20 protein-coding genes are annotated in these 15,837 nt (G+C 77.1%); 7 read left to right on the top strand and 13 right to left on the bottom strand.

From position 1 onward, the window contains the following. Window positions 1-1,057, top strand: a 1,057-nt coding sequence (locus tag ACFPBZ_RS28880; protein ID WP_378039561.1) for an endonuclease/exonuclease/phosphatase family protein, incomplete at its 5' end; no start/stop codon positions are given. A 94-nt stretch (window positions 1,058-1,151) separates the two neighbouring features. Here the strand turns inward: ACFPBZ_RS28880 and ACFPBZ_RS28875 are convergent. Then, the gene (locus ACFPBZ_RS28875) at window positions 1,152-1,670 is read right to left on the bottom strand and encodes a hypothetical protein (protein WP_378039560.1); all 519 of its coding nucleotides are present in this window, start codon (window positions 1,668-1,670) and stop codon (window positions 1,152-1,154) included. A 327-nt stretch (window positions 1,671-1,997) separates the two neighbouring features. Next, complete coding sequence (locus tag ACFPBZ_RS28870) at window positions 1,998-2,705, bottom strand: RDD family protein (protein ID WP_378039559.1); 708 nt, start codon at window positions 2,703-2,705, stop codon at window positions 1,998-2,000. A 258-nt stretch (window positions 2,706-2,963) separates the two neighbouring features. Here ACFPBZ_RS28870 and ACFPBZ_RS28865 point away from each other — a divergent pair, with 258 nt between their 5' ends. Then, window positions 2,964-3,482, top strand: a complete 519-nt coding sequence (locus tag ACFPBZ_RS28865) for a hypothetical protein (protein WP_378039558.1) — start codon at window positions 2,964-2,966, stop codon at window positions 3,480-3,482. Here ACFPBZ_RS28865 and ACFPBZ_RS28860 read toward each other — a convergent pair. From ACFPBZ_RS28860 to atpF, 5 genes are all read right to left on the bottom strand, one after another. Next, window positions 3,403-3,819 carry a hypothetical protein gene (locus tag ACFPBZ_RS28860; protein WP_378039557.1) on the bottom strand — a complete coding sequence of 139 codons (417 nt, stop codon included), beginning with the start codon at window positions 3,817-3,819 and terminating at the stop codon, window positions 3,403-3,405. The two genes, ACFPBZ_RS28865 and ACFPBZ_RS28860, sit on opposite strands and share 80 nt — an antisense overlap. Before the next feature lie 114 nt (window positions 3,820-3,933). Next, entirely contained in the window at window positions 3,934-4,773 is an 840-nt protein-coding gene (locus ACFPBZ_RS28855) for an arsenate reductase/protein-tyrosine-phosphatase family protein (RefSeq protein ID WP_378039556.1), read from the bottom strand. A gap of 76 nt (window positions 4,774-4,849) precedes the next feature. Beyond that, a complete protein-coding gene (locus ACFPBZ_RS28850) occupies window positions 4,850-5,395 on the bottom strand; it encodes a hypothetical protein (RefSeq protein WP_378039555.1) in 546 nt (181 codons plus the stop codon). A gap of 159 nt (window positions 5,396-5,554) precedes the next feature. Then, window positions 5,555-6,142 (bottom strand): hypothetical protein, encoded by a 588-nt coding sequence (locus ACFPBZ_RS28845; RefSeq protein ID WP_378039554.1) that lies wholly within the window; start codon window positions 6,140-6,142, stop codon window positions 5,555-5,557. 186 nt (window positions 6,143-6,328) lie between these two features. Next, window positions 6,329-6,835, bottom strand: a complete 507-nt coding sequence (atpF, locus tag ACFPBZ_RS28840) for a F0F1 ATP synthase subunit B (protein WP_378039553.1) — start codon at window positions 6,833-6,835, stop codon at window positions 6,329-6,331. A gap of 194 nt (window positions 6,836-7,029) precedes the next feature. Between atpF and ACFPBZ_RS28835 the strand changes: the two genes are divergently transcribed. Further along, the gene (locus ACFPBZ_RS28835) at window positions 7,030-7,488 is read left to right on the top strand and encodes a universal stress protein (protein ID WP_378039552.1); all 459 of its coding nucleotides are present in this window, start codon (window positions 7,030-7,032) and stop codon (window positions 7,486-7,488) included. Window positions 7,489-7,501: 13 nt separating this feature from the next. Here the strand turns inward: ACFPBZ_RS28835 and ACFPBZ_RS28830 are convergent, their stop codons facing one another. The 5 genes from ACFPBZ_RS28830 to ACFPBZ_RS28810 form a co-directional block, all read right to left on the bottom strand. After that, on the bottom strand, window positions 7,502-8,239 hold the full coding sequence (locus ACFPBZ_RS28830; RefSeq protein WP_378039551.1) for a hypothetical protein: 738 nt from the start codon (window positions 8,237-8,239) through the stop codon (window positions 7,502-7,504). Between the two features lie 92 nt (window positions 8,240-8,331). Further along, window positions 8,332-9,612, bottom strand: a complete 1,281-nt coding sequence (locus ACFPBZ_RS28825; RefSeq protein ID WP_378039550.1) for a serine/threonine-protein kinase — start codon at window positions 9,610-9,612, stop codon at window positions 8,332-8,334. Between the two features lie 110 nt (window positions 9,613-9,722). Further along, entirely contained in the window at window positions 9,723-9,908 is a 186-nt protein-coding gene (locus tag ACFPBZ_RS28820; protein WP_378039549.1) for a hypothetical protein, read from the bottom strand. 165 nt (window positions 9,909-10,073) lie between these two features. Further along, the gene (mftG, locus tag ACFPBZ_RS28815; RefSeq protein WP_378039548.1) at window positions 10,074-11,570 is read right to left on the bottom strand and encodes a mycofactocin dehydrogenase MftG; all 1,497 of its coding nucleotides are present in this window, start codon (window positions 11,568-11,570) and stop codon (window positions 10,074-10,076) included. A gap of 4 nt (window positions 11,571-11,574) precedes the next feature. Next, entirely contained in the window at window positions 11,575-12,645 is a 1,071-nt protein-coding gene (locus ACFPBZ_RS28810; RefSeq protein ID WP_378039547.1) for an LCP family protein, read from the bottom strand. A gap of 162 nt (window positions 12,646-12,807) precedes the next feature. Between ACFPBZ_RS28810 and ACFPBZ_RS28805 the strand changes: the two genes are divergently transcribed. Continuing rightward, window positions 12,808-13,155 (top strand): hypothetical protein, encoded by a 348-nt coding sequence (locus ACFPBZ_RS28805; protein WP_378039546.1) that lies wholly within the window; start codon window positions 12,808-12,810, stop codon window positions 13,153-13,155. On the opposite strand, the gene ACFPBZ_RS28800 is transcribed toward ACFPBZ_RS28805, so the two are convergent. Further along, complete coding sequence (locus tag ACFPBZ_RS28800) at window positions 13,121-14,128, bottom strand: potassium channel family protein (protein WP_378039562.1); 1,008 nt, start codon at window positions 14,126-14,128, stop codon at window positions 13,121-13,123. The two genes, ACFPBZ_RS28805 and ACFPBZ_RS28800, sit on opposite strands and share 35 nt — an antisense overlap. 276 nt (window positions 14,129-14,404) lie before the next feature. Between ACFPBZ_RS28800 and ACFPBZ_RS28795 the strand changes: the two genes are divergently transcribed. The 3 genes from ACFPBZ_RS28795 to ACFPBZ_RS28785 form a co-directional block, all read left to right on the top strand. Beyond that, on the top strand, window positions 14,405-14,725 hold the full coding sequence (locus tag ACFPBZ_RS28795) for a hypothetical protein (protein ID WP_378039545.1): 321 nt from the start codon (window positions 14,405-14,407) through the stop codon (window positions 14,723-14,725). 55 nt (window positions 14,726-14,780) lie between these two features. Continuing rightward, window positions 14,781-14,945 carry a hypothetical protein gene (locus tag ACFPBZ_RS28790; RefSeq protein ID WP_378039544.1) on the top strand — a complete coding sequence of 55 codons (165 nt, stop codon included), beginning with the start codon at window positions 14,781-14,783 and terminating at the stop codon, window positions 14,943-14,945. Window positions 14,946-15,100: 155 nt separating this feature from the next. After that, window positions 15,101-15,837, top strand: a 737-nt coding sequence (locus ACFPBZ_RS28785) for a hypothetical protein (RefSeq protein ID WP_378039543.1), incomplete at its 3' end; no start/stop codon positions are given.

Below are 15,837 nucleotides of genomic sequence, written 5' to 3'. Positions count from 1 at the left end.
CCCGCGGGGCGGTCCGCCGCCGGCGCCGCCCCGGGGCGGTCGCCCGGCCCGCCGGACGGGCCGGTGGCGCATGCCGGGTCCGGGCGCGGTCGTCGGGGGGCTCCTGCTGGCGGGCGCCGCCGCGGTGGTGCTCTACCCCGAGGTGCTCGACCTCGACCGGCAGTCGCCGTTCGCGCAGGTGGTGGCGTTCCGGCCGCAGCTCGCCGTGGTCACCCTCGTGGTGGCCGCCCTCGCCGCCCTGGGCGCCTGGCGCCGCGCGGCCTCCGGGGCGCTCGCCGTGGCGCTGGCCCTGGGCCTCGTCGGGCTCGTGGGCACCGGGGACGTGCTCTCGCGCTCCGCCGGCTCGGCCGAGGTCACCGACACCCCGGACGGGGTGACCGTGCTGGCGCTGAACACCTACAAGGGCGACGCGGACGCCGACGCGCTGGCCGAGCTGGTCCGCGAGCGCGACCCCGACCTCATCAGCCTGCCCGAGGCCCGCGGTGACCTGCGGCGCCGGCTCGCCTCCCGCCTCGACGAGGGGCAGGGCGGCTCGGGCTACCGCTCGTACTCCGCCGACGACGCCGACGACGCGTCGGGGATGACCGTGTTCGTCCGGTCCTCGCTGGGGCGCCCGACCGTCACCCAGGACCGCAAGGGGACGTTCCCGGCGATCGTCGTCGACCTGCCCCGCTCGGCGCCCGGCGCGGCGTCGGGCCTGCGCTTCGTCGCCGACCACCCGCGCTCCCCCCGGCCCGGCGAGATGCTCGCCTGGCAGCGCGACGTGTCCCGGCTCGCCGACTGGTGCGGCGCCGACCGGCCGACGGTGATCGCCGGGGACATGAACGCCACGGCCGACCACCGCCTCTTCCGCGACTCCACCGCGTCGTGCCTCGACGCCGGCCCCACCACCGGGGACGGCGTGACCGGCACCTGGCCCTCGTGGGCGCCCGCCTTCCTCGGCGCCCAGATCGACCACGTCCTCACGGCCGGGGACGTGCGGCCGGTCGGGTTCGAGGTCGTCGGCGTCGCGGGGACCGACCACCGGGCCGTGATCGCGCGGATCGCGCCCGGCTAGGTCAGCCCCGGGTGTCGGCCCGGCCGGGTGTCAGCGATGGCACATCGCTGACACCGGACGTCAGTCAGGCGCCACGCTCGATCCCGTCCCGGCGTCAGACGGGGTGCACCGAGGTGGTCCGCGCCGCCGGGCGCTGGGTGCCGATCATCCCGGCCGCCCGGGGACCCGGGACGACGGCCGCCGGGCCGGGGATCGAGGTGACCCGCGGCTGGCGGTCGACGCGCGGCAGGCGGGGCTGCACCTCGGGCTCGCGCACGCGGCGGGCGCTCTCGGTCACCGCGTCGCGGGCGCCGGCACGGACCTGGGCCAGCAGGTCGTGCATCGCCACGGCCATGGGGCGGGGCACCAGGGGCGACGAGGCGACGCGGGCGAGCGGCTCGAGGCCCGGGCGGGCGTCGCGGAGCAGCTCGGCCACCGCGGCGTCGTCGGCCGGCGGGGAGGCCACGATGCGGTCGCCGAGGGCGCCCTGCCAGGAGCGGACCCGCTCGCTGAACGCCAGGGAGAGCCGCTCCAGCAGCCGCGCCTCGACGTAGGTCCCCATCCGGCCGTCGATCGCGGGCAGACCGTCGGTGGACCGGTCGTCCCCCTTGCGGAACGCGTCGATCCAGGCCACCCACGCGGCGTAGCCGCCGGGGCCTCCGGGGCGGTCGTCCCGCCCCGGTCTCGCGTCGCGTCCCGTTCGGTTGCCGTCCACGATCCGACCTCCCCCTCGCCGACCGATGCCGGCATCTTTTCGATCACGTAGAGACAACATCGTGCTCTCGTGTTCACGTTGTCGCTACGCCCACGAGGACCGTTTCCTCCCGGACGGGTACGGACGCCGTGATCCCCCCATCGGCGCAGTCCGTTCACTCACCGGAACGCCATGCGTCCCGTGAGCGGCCCCCGCGGGCGGCGGAGCGGCACGCCGCCCGCGCGGGGTCCAGCGCGGGACGGACCGTCAGGCCCGCACGACGAGGGTGTGGGCCGCCATGTCGCCCAGGCGCTGCTTGCGCTGCGAGGTCGCCATGATGACCAGCCCGACGATGCCCGCGAAGATGCCGTCGACGATCAGCAGCACCCAACGCAGGGCGCACTCTCCGAGCGCCGGCACCCCGCCGTCGGACTCCCGGACGATGCGCACGCCGAGCCAGCCCATCGCGGGCGTCTGCCCCTGGTGCGTCGAGGGCCACCACGCGAACACGGCGAAGCTCCCGGCGAGCGCGCCGACGTACCCCAGGAGGGTGATCAGCAGCCCGATCACGGCCAGGGCGGACGACCCGACGGAGGCGAGGGCGGACCCGATGCCGATCAGCACGATCATCGGGACGACGGCGAGGAGGCTGTCGAGCAGGTACTGGCCGACGCGCAGCCCGACCACCTCGACGTCGGCGGCGGGTCCCGGTCCGTACCCGTACCCCGGAGGCTGCGGCCCGTAGCCGGGCTGCTGCCCGTACCCGTAGCCCGGCTGGGGGGCGCCGTACCCCGGAGGGCCGTACCCGCCCGACGACGGGGCGCCGTAGCCGCCCTGGCCGGCCGTCCCCGGACCGGACGCCTGGCCCGGCTGCGGGGAGTGACCGACGGAGTAACCCTGAGGAGGCCCGTACCCGGAGGGCGCGTCCTGTCCGTCGGTCGGGCCGGGGCCGTACGGAGCACCTTGTCCACTCATGGGCGAAATGATGCAGCACAGCGTGACATCCGGGAAAGTCCCGAGGAGATTCGACGACACCGGACCACTCGTTCAGCCCTGTCGCCCGGTGACACATCGCGTACAGGGCGAGGTCCACTCCGATGCCGCACCGACCTCGCCCGCCCGGAGCATGACACCACCCGACCCTCGGGCGTTGAGTGGTCGATGACTGGACCGACCTCGCGCCGCCCCTGCTCCTCAGCACCCGGCCCGCCGTCCGTGGAGGGAGACACCCTCGTGCACCCGACCGTGTCCTCCGTCCCGCAGCCGCGCCGCTCCGAGGACGCCGCCCCGGAGCCCGGGTGCGTCGGGCCCGCGTGGATCGTCCGGGAGGTCACGCACGTCCCCGGCGTCCTGCGCCTCGAGGGGGGACGGCTGCGCTTCGTCTCCAGCCGGGGCGTCGTCTTCGACGTCCCCGTGGCCGGCCTCGACGTCGCGCCGTCCTGGCGCGACCGCGGCGGCTTCCGCATCGCCGTCGGCGACGAGCGGCTGCGGGTGCAGGTGGTCCGGCCCGCCGGAGCGGTGGAACCGGGTGCGGCGGCCCGTCGGCGGCCGCGCCCCGACGGCGCCTCCGACGACCGACCCGCCTGGTACGTCGAGGCGCTCGCGGTGACGCCCGGTCTCGCGACGACCCGCGGCGACGCCGAGGCCTCCGGGGTCTGGCGGACCCTGCTGCTCAGCGCGACGGATCGGTCGGCGGGACGGCGCGCATCGCGAGTTCGGCGAGGATCCGCAGGGTCAACGCCACGGACATGACGGCGTCGGCCACCTCCGCCGCGGGCTCCTGCCCGGTCGCGGTGGCGGCCCAGGCGAGCGCGCGGGCCGCCTCGCCGAGTCCGCTGGTCAGCCGGGCGGCGTGGATCAGGGCGACCTCCGTGCGCGCCCCGGTCACGTCCGGGACCTCCACCGGCTCGCCGAGCGCGAGCGCGAGGACCGCGACCCCCCGCTCCAGGGCGTCGACGGCGTCCGCGCCCTCGGCGGCGTCGCGCGCGGGCCTCGGGACCGCGGTGCACCGGGCTCCGGCCAGGGCCTCGAGGGCCCGCGCCGAGAGCGCCCGCCACGGCGGAGTCACCGGTCCGGCTGCACGCCCCATCACTGCGTCTCCCTCGCGCCGGGCCCCGGTCGGGTGCCGTCGGCTTCCCCCGGTCATCGCTGCGCGTGGCGCGGACGTTGCACCGTCACCCGATCGGAGCAGTATCGCTCCTGATCAGGAGCTACCGGCGACCAGGTCCTCCGACGCGCTGCGGCGGACGGGGGCCTGCGCCGGCGCCGCCTCGTCCCCGCTGCGGGGGGCCGGGGCGACGGGCGGCGGCCCGGGCCTGGCCGACGAGGGACCGGACCCGGCCGGCGGGGGCCCGGACGGGCCGGGGGCGGACGGGAGCGGGGCGGACGACGGGCCCGGCCGCGGCGGTCCCGCGTGGACCGGGGGCGGCGGCGGGACGAGCAGCCCGAGGAAGGTGCGCAGCGACTCGTCGATCACCCGGGCGGCCTCCGCGTGGGCCTCGGGCCCACCGGAGATCGGGTCGGGGACCGCGTCCTGCTCGGCGGGGACGGCCGGCACGGTGCCCCGGGCCCCGCGGGCGAGCTCGACGAGGGCGTGGGCCCGCCGCACCGGGTTGCGGGGCAGGGCCGCGAGCGCGGCGGGGTCCACGGCGCGGAGCAGCCGGGCGAACTCGCGGAGCGTGAAGGTGGTGGGCAGCGCCGTGGGCACGTCCCCGAGCACCGTCGAGCGGTGCTCGCGGGTCATCGTGAGGACGAGGTCGGCGAGCAGGACGTCCCGGTCGGGAAGCTGACGCGCCGTGAACGCCGCGACGTCGGGGTGATCGCGCCGCGTGGCGAGCTGCGCCCGGGAGTCGTCGTGCATCCGGTGCCCGCGCACGGCCGAGGTGCCGGCGCTGTGCACGGAGAAGGCACGCGCCCACGGACCGAGCCGGGCCCCGAGCAGGAACCGGGTGTGGAACTGCGCGAACGGCGACCGGCAGATGTTGCCGGTGCACACGAACAGCAACCGGAAGACCTCCGGCGACCCCTCCGTACCCGCGCTCATGACGCGATCGTCGCAGCTGGGAGCGCCGTGTGCGAGTCCTGCCCGGACGGGTGACCCCCGGACCGGGGTCGGAGGGCTAGCGGCGGGCCCGCTCGAACAGCTCCAGGTCGGCCACCACCTGCACCACCTGGAGCGTGGTCACGAGCGATCCGACCGCCGCCGCGGGCCCGGGGCGGTCCTGCTCGTCGAGCGTCGCGAGCAGCGCCGCGGCCCGGCCGTGCAGGGCGCGGGCCGCGTCGGAGGTCGCCCGCAGCAGCTCGACGTCGATCTCCTCGGTCGCCGACCAGCCGGCCTCGGGCACGCCGTCGGCCACCAGGTCGACGATGCGGCACAGCACCCGGTGGGCCGCGCCGTCCGCGCCGTCGGCCGGGGACTCGACCGCGGCCAGCTCCGCGGTGAACCCGTCGAGCTCGGCGAGCAGCTCCTTCGACGGGGCGTGCGGGTCGACGCGCAGGGCCGGGGCCGGCACCACCCCGGCCGCACTGCGGGGCGCGGGGACCGTGACGGCCGGCGGGTCGAGACGGTCGCGGGCCTCGCGCACGCGGGCGGCGAGCCCGACCCCGTCCCGCTCCGTCGTCGCGGGCACGGCCTGGGGTCGACGGGGGGCCACGGTGCCGGTCAACGACGCTCCTCGGGGTGGACTGACTGCTGCGGCGCGGGCACGAGCTCGACCCGGCGGGCGGAGGACGGCCGATCGGCCGTCCGGGCTGAGCGTAATCGGCGTGTCCCGCGACGCGAGGGGCGCCGAGCAGGAACACGCTGCTCCGGGCGGCCCAGTCGATCAGCGTCCGACGGGCTTCCGCACGCCGGCCGGCGGCGAGACCGGCGCCGACGTCCGGCCACCGGGAGCGGGCGCCTGGCCCTGCTCCGGGACCGCTCCGGCCGGTGGCTCCTGCGGGGTCAGCCCCCGCGGGCCACCCGACACGGCCGGCTCCGGGGCCGTCGACGGCCGGGGCGCCGCGGCCGCCGGGGCCGGGGCCGGGGCCGGGGCCGGGGCCTGCGCCGGACCGGCGGCCGCCGCCCCGGGATGCACCCGGGCGCGGCGCGCCCGCCGCGACTCGGACACGGTGCCGGCACCGGTCCGGTTGATCAGAGCCCGCCGCGTCTGGGCCGCGGACGGGCCGCGCAGCCGGCTGGCCACCATGGCCACCGCGAACGCGAGGCCGTTGACCGTGCCGAGGGCGAGCATGCCGACCTCGAGGACCTGCTCGGAGCTGACCTCGTCGCCGGGGTCCATCCGGCCGAGCTGGCCGCCGTACGGCTGCGGTCCGGACGGGGGACCCGGCACGTCCTGCGCGCTCGCCGTCCCGGCCGTCAGGAGCAGGGCGAGCAGGCCGAGCAGCACCGCCGCCCCCACCCGCGCGGCCACCGACCGACGACCCCGCCCCCCGTGACCCCGGTACCCGACCATCGTGATCCGCCTCTCCCCCGACGTACTGATGCCGGTTGATCGCACGGATGTGTAGCCATCGTTACCTGTTCGCCACTTTTCACCTGATGGAACGACGACGGCCCCGGTCCGCCGAGGCGGGCCGGGGCCGGGGGGCGTCGTGGGTCAGGCGCGCTGCGCGAGGTAGGAGTCGACGGTCTCGCCGTACTCCTGGTCGCCGACCTCGCGGCCGAGGATGCGGCCGGCCAGCTGACGGGACAGCCGGGCGATGTCGGGCTGGAGGTCGGTGCGCAGGCGCGACCGCTCCTCGTCGAGCTCGCCGCGACCCTGCGCGACGATGCGGGCCGCCTCCTCGCGGGCCTCGGCCAGCACCTCCTCGGAGTGGCGGCGACCCTCCTCGCGGGCGGCGTCGCGGATGCGCGCGGCCTCCTCGCGGGCCTGGCTGATCCGGACGCGGTACTCCTGGTCGGCCCGCTGCGCCTCGGCGCGAGCCTGCTCGGCGCGCTCGAGGGTGCCGTCGATGCGGTCGTGGCGCTCCGCGTAGACCGCGTCGAGCTTCGGCAGCATCGCCCTGCTGAGCACGAGGTAGAGCACCGCGAACACCACGAGCCCGACCACGATCTCGTGCGGGATCGCCGTGAGCACGAAGTAGCTGCCGCTCGCCAGGACCATCGGCCCGCGCACCTGCCCCTCGGGGTCGTCACCTTGCTCCGTCCGGCGGAAGGGCCGGCCCGGTCCGTCACAGTCTGTCGGATCCCCGGCCGGGTGGCGACCCCGGGGTGTCGCCGTGTCCGGTTACCGAGGGGTCACTAGTCTCCACCGCGCCCGCGCAGGTGCGGGGGCGGCACGGGAGAGGGCTGGTCGACATGGGTGACTACAAGGTCGTGACCGTCGGCACCGACGGGTCGTCCTCGGCGAAGAAGGCCGTGGTGCGGGCGGCCGAGGTGGCCGCCGACTCCGGGGCCCGCCTGATGATCATCTGCGCGTACGAGACCCGCGACCCCGCCGGTCACCGCGACCAGGCCGAGGCGGAGCGCGCGCTCGGCGACGAGGCCTACAAGATCATCGGTGCGAGCCCGGCCGAGGAGACCCTGCGCGCGGCCCGCGACGACGCGATGCGTGCCGGGGCGCACGACGTCGACACCGTCGCGGTGCACGGCGACCCCACCGAGGCGATCGTCGAGAAGTCCGAGCTCTACCGCGCCGACCTCGTCGTGGTGGGCAACAAGGGCCTCGCGAGCTTCGCCGGGCGCTTCCTGGGCTCGGTGCCGCAGGCGGTGTCGCGCCGCTCGCGGACCGACGTCCTCATCGTCCACACCGTCTAGGCACGGGCGGGCCTCAGCGCGTCAGCGGGACGGAGCAGGCCGGCGCGTCGGGGTGCGGGCCGATCAGCTCGGTCAGCGGCCGGCTGCTCAGCTCCACCGCCAGCGCGTGCTCGAGGCACCGGCGCACCGCCCGGTCGCGCGGCCGTGCCCGCGCCTCGGCCAGCCGGCGGGCGAGGCGCTCGGAGCCGGTGAGCAGGGGCGTGACGGTGAGCCGGGCCCGGCCGAGGTCGACCCGGCACCGCCCGGCCACCGAGTCGCCCTCGCCGACCACGCGCACGTCGCAGTCGAGGTCGCCCGCGGGATCGGCGGCCACGGCGGCGCGGAACACCGCGTTGGTCACCCGGTCGGCCGGGGAGGCGACGAGCTGGTCGAGCAGGCTCCGTCCGCCGCGCTCGGCCAGCACCGCGTCGAGGCTGCGGACGTCGAAGGTCAGCCGACGGATGCGGTAGTCGCCCGGGCGGGCCCGGGCGAGGAGGTCCGCGACCGTGTCGGGGCAGGGGCCGCCGTCGCCCACCGCGAGGTGGACCGACGCCGTCGCCGGCCCGCGGTCGTTGCGCGGGTCGATCCCCCGCACCGAGACCTCGGGCGCGTGGTCCTCGCCCTCACCCGTGCAGCCGTGCTGCAGGAACTCCACGGCCGGCAGCACGTCGGGCCCCGGGACCCGGCGCGGTGCGGGGACGCGGGCCGCGGTGGGGGCCGCCGGGGCGGACCCGAACCGGCGCGGCGCGAGGACGGCGAGGGGATTGCGCATGGATCACCGGACCATCAGACGTGAGCAGGATCACCCCAGTGTGCCAGAGTGACGCTGGTCATGCCCGCCCTTCGCCGGTCCGCTGCCGTCGATCACCCGGTGGCGGGGGTCAGGACGACCCCGGAGAGCAGCCCCGTCCCCGGTCCCACGCCCAGGTACGCGTTCACGACGACCGGCGCCGCGCCCGGGGCGGGGTTCCGGTCGAGGCCGGTGCGGGCGTCGACCACCACCGGCCCGTTCACCGTCGTCCCGTACACCGCGCCGTGCCAGGCGCCCGACACCGCGGGCGCCACCCGGCCGCCCGCGGGGAGGGACCACAGCTGCGCCCCGGTCGGCGCGTCCAGCGCGAAGGCCCGGTTCGAGCCGGAGCAGACCGCGGTCGCGGCCTCGTCCCACCGGCACTCCGGCGGCGCGCTCGCCGTGCCCAGGTCGACCTCGTTGCGCACGCCCCCGCCGGCGTCGTAGACGGTCAGGAACGCCTTCGCGCTGGTGGGGCGCCGTCCGGCCACCGTCACCGTGGACGGGCCGGCCCGGTGCACCGACAGGGCGGTCGACCCCTGGTCGGTGACGGTGCGGCGCGCCCCCGTGAGCACGTCGAGCCCGACGACCTCCGACGGCGAGTAGCCCGCGCCGCCGCCGGGCGGGATCGCCGCCCCGACGGCCAGCGGCTCCCCCGGCAGCGTCGCGCCCGGCACCGGCTCGCCCTGGGTGGTGCGCCCGTCGAGGACCGCCCCGGCCAGCACGCCGTCGGCGGCCCACAGCACGCGGCGGCTGCCCAGGTCGACGGCGACGGTGCCGCGCCGCGTGCTGGTCGAGGCCGTCAGTACCGCGACCCGTGCCCCGTCGCCCGCGGCCGCGACGCCCACCACCCGCGTCCGGACCGACTTCGGGTCGGCGCTCCACGGCAGGGGCGCCGCGGCGGTCCACGCGACGCCGGGCACGGGGTCGCCCGCCTGGACCCGCGGCACGGCGAGGAGCTCGACGGCCAGGCCCGGCGGCCGCGTCCCGGAGCCCGGGACCACGCTCGACGAGGCGGCCAGCACCAGGCCCGCGCCGGGCACGGGCAGCGGTGCCCCGTCGACCCACCGGCCCGGCGGGAGCCCGACGGCGGCCGCGGCGCCGGTCGAGTCGGCGCGGGTGAGCCCCCCGGACTCGGCGAGCCACACGGTGGTGCCGTCGAGGGCGACCGGCAGCTCGGGCCGGGAGCCGTAGGACCCGGGGAGCACGCCGGTGCTGCTGCGCAGGACGCTTCCCGACGACGGCCCGAAGGCGGTCGGCGGATCGTGCGCCGGCGGCGGCGCGTCGGAGGCGCCCGGGCCCGCACAGGCCGCCAGCAGGATCGTCAGGACGGCGAGGAGCAGGACCCGACGCACCGGCTCAGCGTGTCAGCCCCCGCCGGCCCCGCACGAGGAGGGCCCGCGGAGAGGCGGTGCGCGACGATGGCCGCGCGGCGGACCGGGTCACCGCGGGGGTCCGCGGAAGCTCAGTGGTCGACGATCGCCGAGCGCCGGGCGGGCTGCTCGGACGGGGCGCGCGGCTCGATGACCGGTAGCGGGCCGGTGGCCTGGGCGAGGCGACGCTGCGCACGCTGGACCCGGGCCAGCTGCTCGACGTCCTCGCGGGCCTGTGCCCGGAGCTCCTTGCGCTCCCGGCGGGTCAGCCGGAGCACCTTCTCGCTCCTGTGTCCCCACAGCGCCATCGTCGGCCTGCCTCTCGCGTCTCGCGGACCTGGGCCCGCTCCCCGCAGCACGGCCGGGAGCGATTCTGGCCCGGGCACGCCGTGGTCGCGGCGTGGATCACACCATCGTGTTGCAACCGTGACGTACTCGGATCGTCACCGACCGTTCACCGGCCCTCCGGCCCGGAGCACGTCCGCCGCCACCTCGCCGAGCATCAGGGCGGTGGCCGCGGGTCCCCGGCGGGGCACGGTCGGGACCACGGAGGTGTCGACCACGCGCAGGCCCGAGAAGCCGTGCACCCGGAACCACGGGTCGACCACGGCGCCCGGGTCGTCCGGCTCCCCGATCGCGGCGCTGCCGCACAGGTGCGACGACGTGGTGAGCGAGCCCGCGACCCACGCGTCCAGCTCGCCGTCGGACATCCCGGCGGTCGTCGGGATCGTGATGCCGCTCGTGGAGAGGAGCTCGGCCGCGAAGCGCACCGCGGCCCGCATCCGGCCCCGGTCGAGGCCCGAGGCGAGGTAGCGGTGGTGCAGGCGCGGGCACCGCGTCGGGTCGTCGTCGACGAGGACGGAGCTCCCGCGACTCTCCGGCTGCTGCACCGCGCACATCAGGTGCCGCGGGCCGCCGGGCGCGAACGGGCGGGCGAAGAGCAGCACCTCGAGGTCGCCCGCCGGGTCGGCGGGCAGCGCCGGGTCGAGAGCGCCGGAGTCGAGGTGCACGGCGGCCTGCGCCGAGACGGCCTCGGGGTGCAGCGACTCGTCGTAGCCGAACCCCAGGAACACCGCCGGGTGGTCGCTCCAGCCGTGCCCGACCCCGGGCCGGTCGGCGACCACCGCGACCCCGGCGGCCCGGAGCTCGTCGGCGGGCCCGATCCCGGAGAGCGCCAGTAGCTGCGGGGACTTGACCGCCCCGGCACACAGCACCACCTCGCCGGCGTCCACCCGCTCCCCCGCGACGGTCACGACGCCGACGGCCCGGGTGCCGTCGAGCAGCACCCGCGCGACGGGGGTGTCGCCGCGCACGGTGAGGTTCGGCCGGTCGAGCACCGGCAGCACGTAGGCCATGGCGGCGTTCACGCGCGTCCCGCGCACGGCGTTGGCGGGGATCAGCCCGACCCCGGGCGGGCCGCCGGCGTTCTTGTCGCGCTCCACGGGCACGCCCAGGCCCGCGGCGCCGCGGATCACCCGCGTCGTCACCCCGGCCAGCAGCTCGCCCGCCGGCCGTTCGACGGGCACCGGGCCGTCCCCACCGTGCGCGGGGCCGTCGAAGTCGTGGTCGTCCTCGCCCCGGACGTAGCCGGCGAGCGCGTCCGCGTAGGACCAGCCGGGCCAGGCGTCGACGTCGGCCGGGGTGGCCCGCACGTGGTACGCGCCGTTGATCGCCGACGACCCGCCGAGCACCCGCCCGCGCGCGACCGTCCCGGGCCGCCCCTCGGCGAGCTCGGTGGCGTGGGCCCAGTTGAGGGCGTACGCCGCGTCGGCGCCCGCGAGCGAGGTGACGTCGCGGACCTCCGGCGGATAGGACGCCGCGTCGGGGAAGGCCGGGCCCGCCTCGAGCACCAGGACGCGGCGCGCCGGGTCCTCGGAGAGCCGGCCCGCGAGGGCGCACCCCGCCGAGCCGCCCCCGACGATCAGCGTGTCCCAGAGCACCGACTCATCGTGGGGCGTCGGAGAGCTGCTCGCTCGGGCGCGCCGCGGCCCACTCGCCCACCTTGTCGTTGTTCACCGCGAACCAGAGGTCGTCGCCGGCCTGCCGGTCGAGGTAGACCACCGAGGCCCCGCCCTCCGAGCCGGTCCCGGTGGTCGGCACCGTCAGGAACTGGATGTTCGACGACCGCAGGTCGCGCAGCCCGAACACCAGCTGGGCGAGCCCGGTGTTGCTCAGGGAGTCGTCGACGCCGACGTGCTGGGTCACCGTGTCCACGAGGTCGTAGGCGCGGGTGGGGCTGGAGAGCGTGCCGGACGAGAGGGACTGCGAGACGAGCGCGCGCAGGGCGTTCTGCTGGCGGCGCACCCGGTCGAAGTCACCGCCCGGCAGGCTCTTGCGCTCCCGGACGTAGACCAGCGCCTGGGCGCCGTTCAGGTGCTGGGGGCCGGCCGGCACGACGACGCCCTCGCGCTCGGTCTCCTGCCCCACGGTGATGTCGATGCCGCCCGCGGCGTCGGTCATCTGCTGGAACCCGGCGAAGTCGATGACCGCGAAGTGGTCGATGCGCACGCGGGTGAGCTGCTCGACCGTGCTGATGAGCAGCGGGGGGCCGCCGAACGAGTACGCGGCGTTGATCTTGTTCTTGCCGCGGCCGGGGATGTCGACCCAGGAGTCGCGCGGGATGGAGACGACGCTCGCGCTGCGGCCGTCGTCGGCGATCGTCGCGACCATGATGACGTCGCTGCGCTGCGCGCCGAAGACGAAGTCGGGCGCGGTGGCGTCGGAACCGGTGGTGGCGTCGGGCGAGCGGGAGTCGGTGCCGACGAGCAGGAACGTCTGCCCGGCCTTGCCCGCGGGGCGCGACGACGGGTCGATCCCGGCGAACACCGCGGGGTAGCGGCCCACCTGGTCGCCGAGCGAGTTCGTCAGCAGGACGACGCCCGCGGCCGCCAGCAGCACGAGGATCAGCACGCCGACGAGGACGTAGACCAGGCCGCGCAGGCCCCGGCGGCGTCGCGCGCGCGGGTTCTCCGGGGGCTCCTGGCCCCCGTCGCGCAGCAGTGCGTCGACGCTCATGTGTCCCCCTCGACTCCGCCCGCCGGCGGGCGGTCCGGGACTGTGTCGCGCGGACGCCGGCTCACGTTACCGTCGGTAGTCCGCCCTCCGACGCCGTGCGCCGCGGGTGGCGACGACCCGCGGGCGCGCGGACAGTGGGGGTCCCGGCGAGAGGAACGCCCCGTGACGATCCCCGATCCGTCCCGCCCCACCTCCGGCATGGACCCCATGCCGGGGCGCCGCCCGCAGCCCCCGCGCCCGGGTGGGCTGCCGCAGGACGTGCCGCCCCACGAGCTGCCCGACGACATCCCCGACCCCACCCGCCGGGGCTCCGGCGAGTTCGTCGCGGTCGGGCGCGAGGACGGGCGCCGCCACGTGGTGGAGGTGCCGTTCGGCGAGGCCGGCGACCCGACCGGGCTGCGGGCGCGCTGCGGGGCGCCCGTCGAGCAGGTCGTGCCCGGCCTGCGCGCGGACCGGGCCGACTGCCCCGAGTGCCTCAGCGCGACGCGGCGCCCTTCGTCGTCGGGGTGACCCGCTTGACGAACAGGAGCCGGTCGCCGCGCTCGAGGGCGTCGACGGCCGGCGCGTCGATCTGGTGGACCTCCCCGTCGCGGACGACGCCGAGCACGATGTCGCGCAGGTGCCGCGGCGAGCCCCCGACCTCGGACTGCTCGACCTCCCGCTCGGAGAGGCTCATCCCGGCGTCCGGGGTCAGCAGGTCCTCGACGACGGCCACCACGTTCGGCGTGGTCGTCGCGACCCCGAGCAGGCGCCCGGCCGTCTCGGCCGACACCACCACCGAGTCGGCGCCCGACTGACGCAGCAGGTGGACGTTCTCGGTCTCCCGCACGGCCGCGGTGATGATGATGGCCGGGGCGAGCTCGCGGGCCGTGAGGGTCACGAGCACCGCGGTGTCGTCGCGGTTCACCGCCACGATCAGCGCCGAGGCGTGCGGGAGCCCCGCCGTGCGCAGCACCGAGGACTGGGCCGCGTCGCCGCGGACCGTCACGAGCCCCAGCGCGGACGCGGCGTCGAGCCGGGTGCGGTCGGTGTCGACCACGACGATGCGGTCGGGCTCGGCCACGTCGCCGAGCAGCGTGTCCACCGCCGCCTTGCCCTTAGTGCCGAAACCGACGACGACCACGTGGTCTCGCACGCGGGACCTCCAACGACGGACGCGGAACGCCTGGCGCGACCGCTCGGTGAGCAGTTCGACGGTGGTACCGACCAGGACGATGAGGAAGAGCAGCCGTAACGGCGTGATGAGCAGGATCGTCCACAGCCGGGCCGCCTCGGTGACCGGGACGACGTCGCCGTAGCCGGTGGTCGAGAGCGAGACCGTCGCGTAGTAGAAGGCGTCGACCAGGCCGAGCGGCGTCCCGTTGCTGTCCCGGTAGCCGTCGCGCTGGACGTAGACGAGCAGGGCGGCGGCCACGAGGGCACCGAGGGCGAGCACGAGCCGGCGGGCGAGCGCCACCAGCGGCCCCACGCCCGCGTCGGGCATCACCACCGCGGCCGTCGTCGCCTCGGGCGACTGCTGGCGGGCCGACGGCGACCGCGGGCCGCTGGTCCGATCCACCTCCGCAGCGTAGCCACGGTGCCGCCGAGGCCGGAAAGTCCGGTCTCGGTGCCCCTATCGGGTGAATCCGGTCGCAGTCATGTCAGGAACCCTGCCAATCGGGGTCACTCCTGGTGACGGGCCCGGAGATCGCCGCTCTTCCGTGAGCAGAGAGTCAGGAGCCCGATGACCGACAGTAGTTCGAGAGGAGCGTGGACCATCATGGGCGACCGGTTCGCCAGCCACTGCCCGACGGAGCTCCGTCAGGCCGTGAGCGGCGCAGGGTCTCTCGGGAGGCTCCCCGCCGGGGACGGCGTCCCCGAGCCCGACTGGGTCGAGGCGATGGCCGCCCTCGACGACTGCGACGGCTACGTCGTGCTCGTCGTCGACCCGCAGACCGCCGAGGTCGACGCCCACGGGCCCTACGGCGGCCCCGACGCCACCCTCGCCGCCGACTCCCTGAAGTCCTCGCTGACCGCGGAGGGTCTGGACGACGTCGTGGTCCGGATCGTGCGTCTGCACCTGCCGCGGTCGGCGGCCTGACGCGACACGCCGGGCGAACGGGTGACGGCGAAACGTTCCGGAGGTCGCCGACGACGTGCCGGGCATGGTTGGTGACCACGCCCGATCCCGGCTCCCGCTCCAGGTGGGCCGGGAGACCGCCGGCGAGCAGCGGCTCGAGGCCGCGGCCCTCGCCCGGCACCTCGCCGCCCGGCTCGTGCCCGTGCAGCGCGGCACCCCGATCGACCCGCGGTCCCGCTAGCCCCCGTCCACACCCCCCTCGGACGTCCACCGACCGGCGGAACTCGCCGGTCCGCCCCGCGCGGAGCCTTCCGTGCGGTCCCCGTCCCGGGTAGACACCATTCGTCGACGACCCGTGTGGGTGTCGGGCGGACCGGGGCGGGGGAGGTCGGACGGATGACCGCGATGCGGCGCTGGCGCGTGCATCTCGACGGCGCCCTCTCGGCGGCCGGCCCCGGCCGTCGTCGGGACGCACCCGACCGGTCCGAGGGTCCCGACGTGGACGACACGCCGCCGCCGCGGCTCCGCGAGCTCGACCTGGTCGCCCTCGGCGTCCACCCCCCGCTGCCCGCCCCCGCCGTGGAGCGCGACCTCGACCACCGCGTCGAGACGGCCGTCGGCGGCGACGACCCCGTGGTGATCGTCGCGGGCCCCCGGCTCGCGGGCGCCACCCTCACGCTCGCCCGCGCCGCCCGGCTGCTGCTCGGCGACCACCGCGTCGTCCGCCCCGATCCCGCCGCCCTCGCCGGCTCGGCCCCGCTCTCCGGCCCCGCCGACCCGGCCCTGCTCGACGCGAGCGAGGGCGTGGTCCTCTGGCTCGACGGCGTCGGGCCCGCCCTCCTGGCGGCGCTGCTCGTGGCGCGCCCGCCCGCCGGGGTCCGCATCCTCGCCACGGTCGACGCCGCGCTGCTGCACCCCGACGTCACGACGACCGCCCCCGACCCCGGCGTCACGCTGCTGCGCCTCGACGCGGAGCTCTCCCCCACCGAGACCGCCCGCAGCCGCGGCGTCCCGGTCGGCGACCGCGCCGTGGACCTCGGACCCGCCCCGGCCGTGCTGCTCGCCGGGCCCCGGACCGACCCGTCCCGTCCTCCGACGCGCCGGGCCGCCGCCCGCGCCGCCGCCCGCGCCGA

Origin of the sequence: Actinomycetospora atypica (assembly GCF_042653685.1) — a bacterium.
Taxonomy (GTDB): Bacteria; Actinomycetota; Actinomycetes; order Mycobacteriales; family Pseudonocardiaceae; genus Actinomycetospora; species Actinomycetospora atypica.
Note: the sequence above shows the minus strand (reverse complement) of the source record. Positions and strands in the feature narration are given on the sequence as shown.

Excerpts from the sequence above, each read along its gene's own strand:
- atpF (WP_378039553.1), bottom strand. The coding sequence starts at position 6,835 with ATGGTCCTGGCGAGCGGCAGCTACTTCGTGCTCACGGCGATCCCGCAC.
- ACFPBZ_RS28860 (WP_378039557.1), bottom strand. The coding sequence starts at position 3,819 with ATGGGGCGTGCAGCCGGACCGGTGACTCCGCCGTGGCGGGCGCTCTCG.
- ACFPBZ_RS28870 (WP_378039559.1), bottom strand. The coding sequence starts at position 2,705 with ATGAGTGGACAAGGTGCTCCGTACGGCCCCGGCCCGACCGACGGACAG.
- ACFPBZ_RS28810 (WP_378039547.1), bottom strand. The coding sequence starts at position 12,645 with ATGAGCGTCGACGCACTGCTGCGCGACGGGGGCCAGGAGCCCCCGGAG.
- ACFPBZ_RS28830 (WP_378039551.1), bottom strand. The coding sequence starts at position 8,239 with ATGCGCAATCCCCTCGCCGTCCTCGCGCCGCGCCGGTTCGGGTCCGCC.
- ACFPBZ_RS28835 (WP_378039552.1), top strand. The coding sequence starts at position 7,030 with ATGGGTGACTACAAGGTCGTGACCGTCGGCACCGACGGGTCGTCCTCG.
- ACFPBZ_RS28855 (WP_378039556.1), bottom strand. The coding sequence starts at position 4,773 with ATGAGCGCGGGTACGGAGGGGTCGCCGGAGGTCTTCCGGTTGCTGTTC.
- ACFPBZ_RS28795 (WP_378039545.1), top strand. The coding sequence starts at position 14,405 with ATGGGCGACCGGTTCGCCAGCCACTGCCCGACGGAGCTCCGTCAGGCC.
- ACFPBZ_RS28800 (WP_378039562.1), bottom strand. The coding sequence starts at position 14,128 with ATGCCCGACGCGGGCGTGGGGCCGCTGGTGGCGCTCGCCCGCCGGCTC.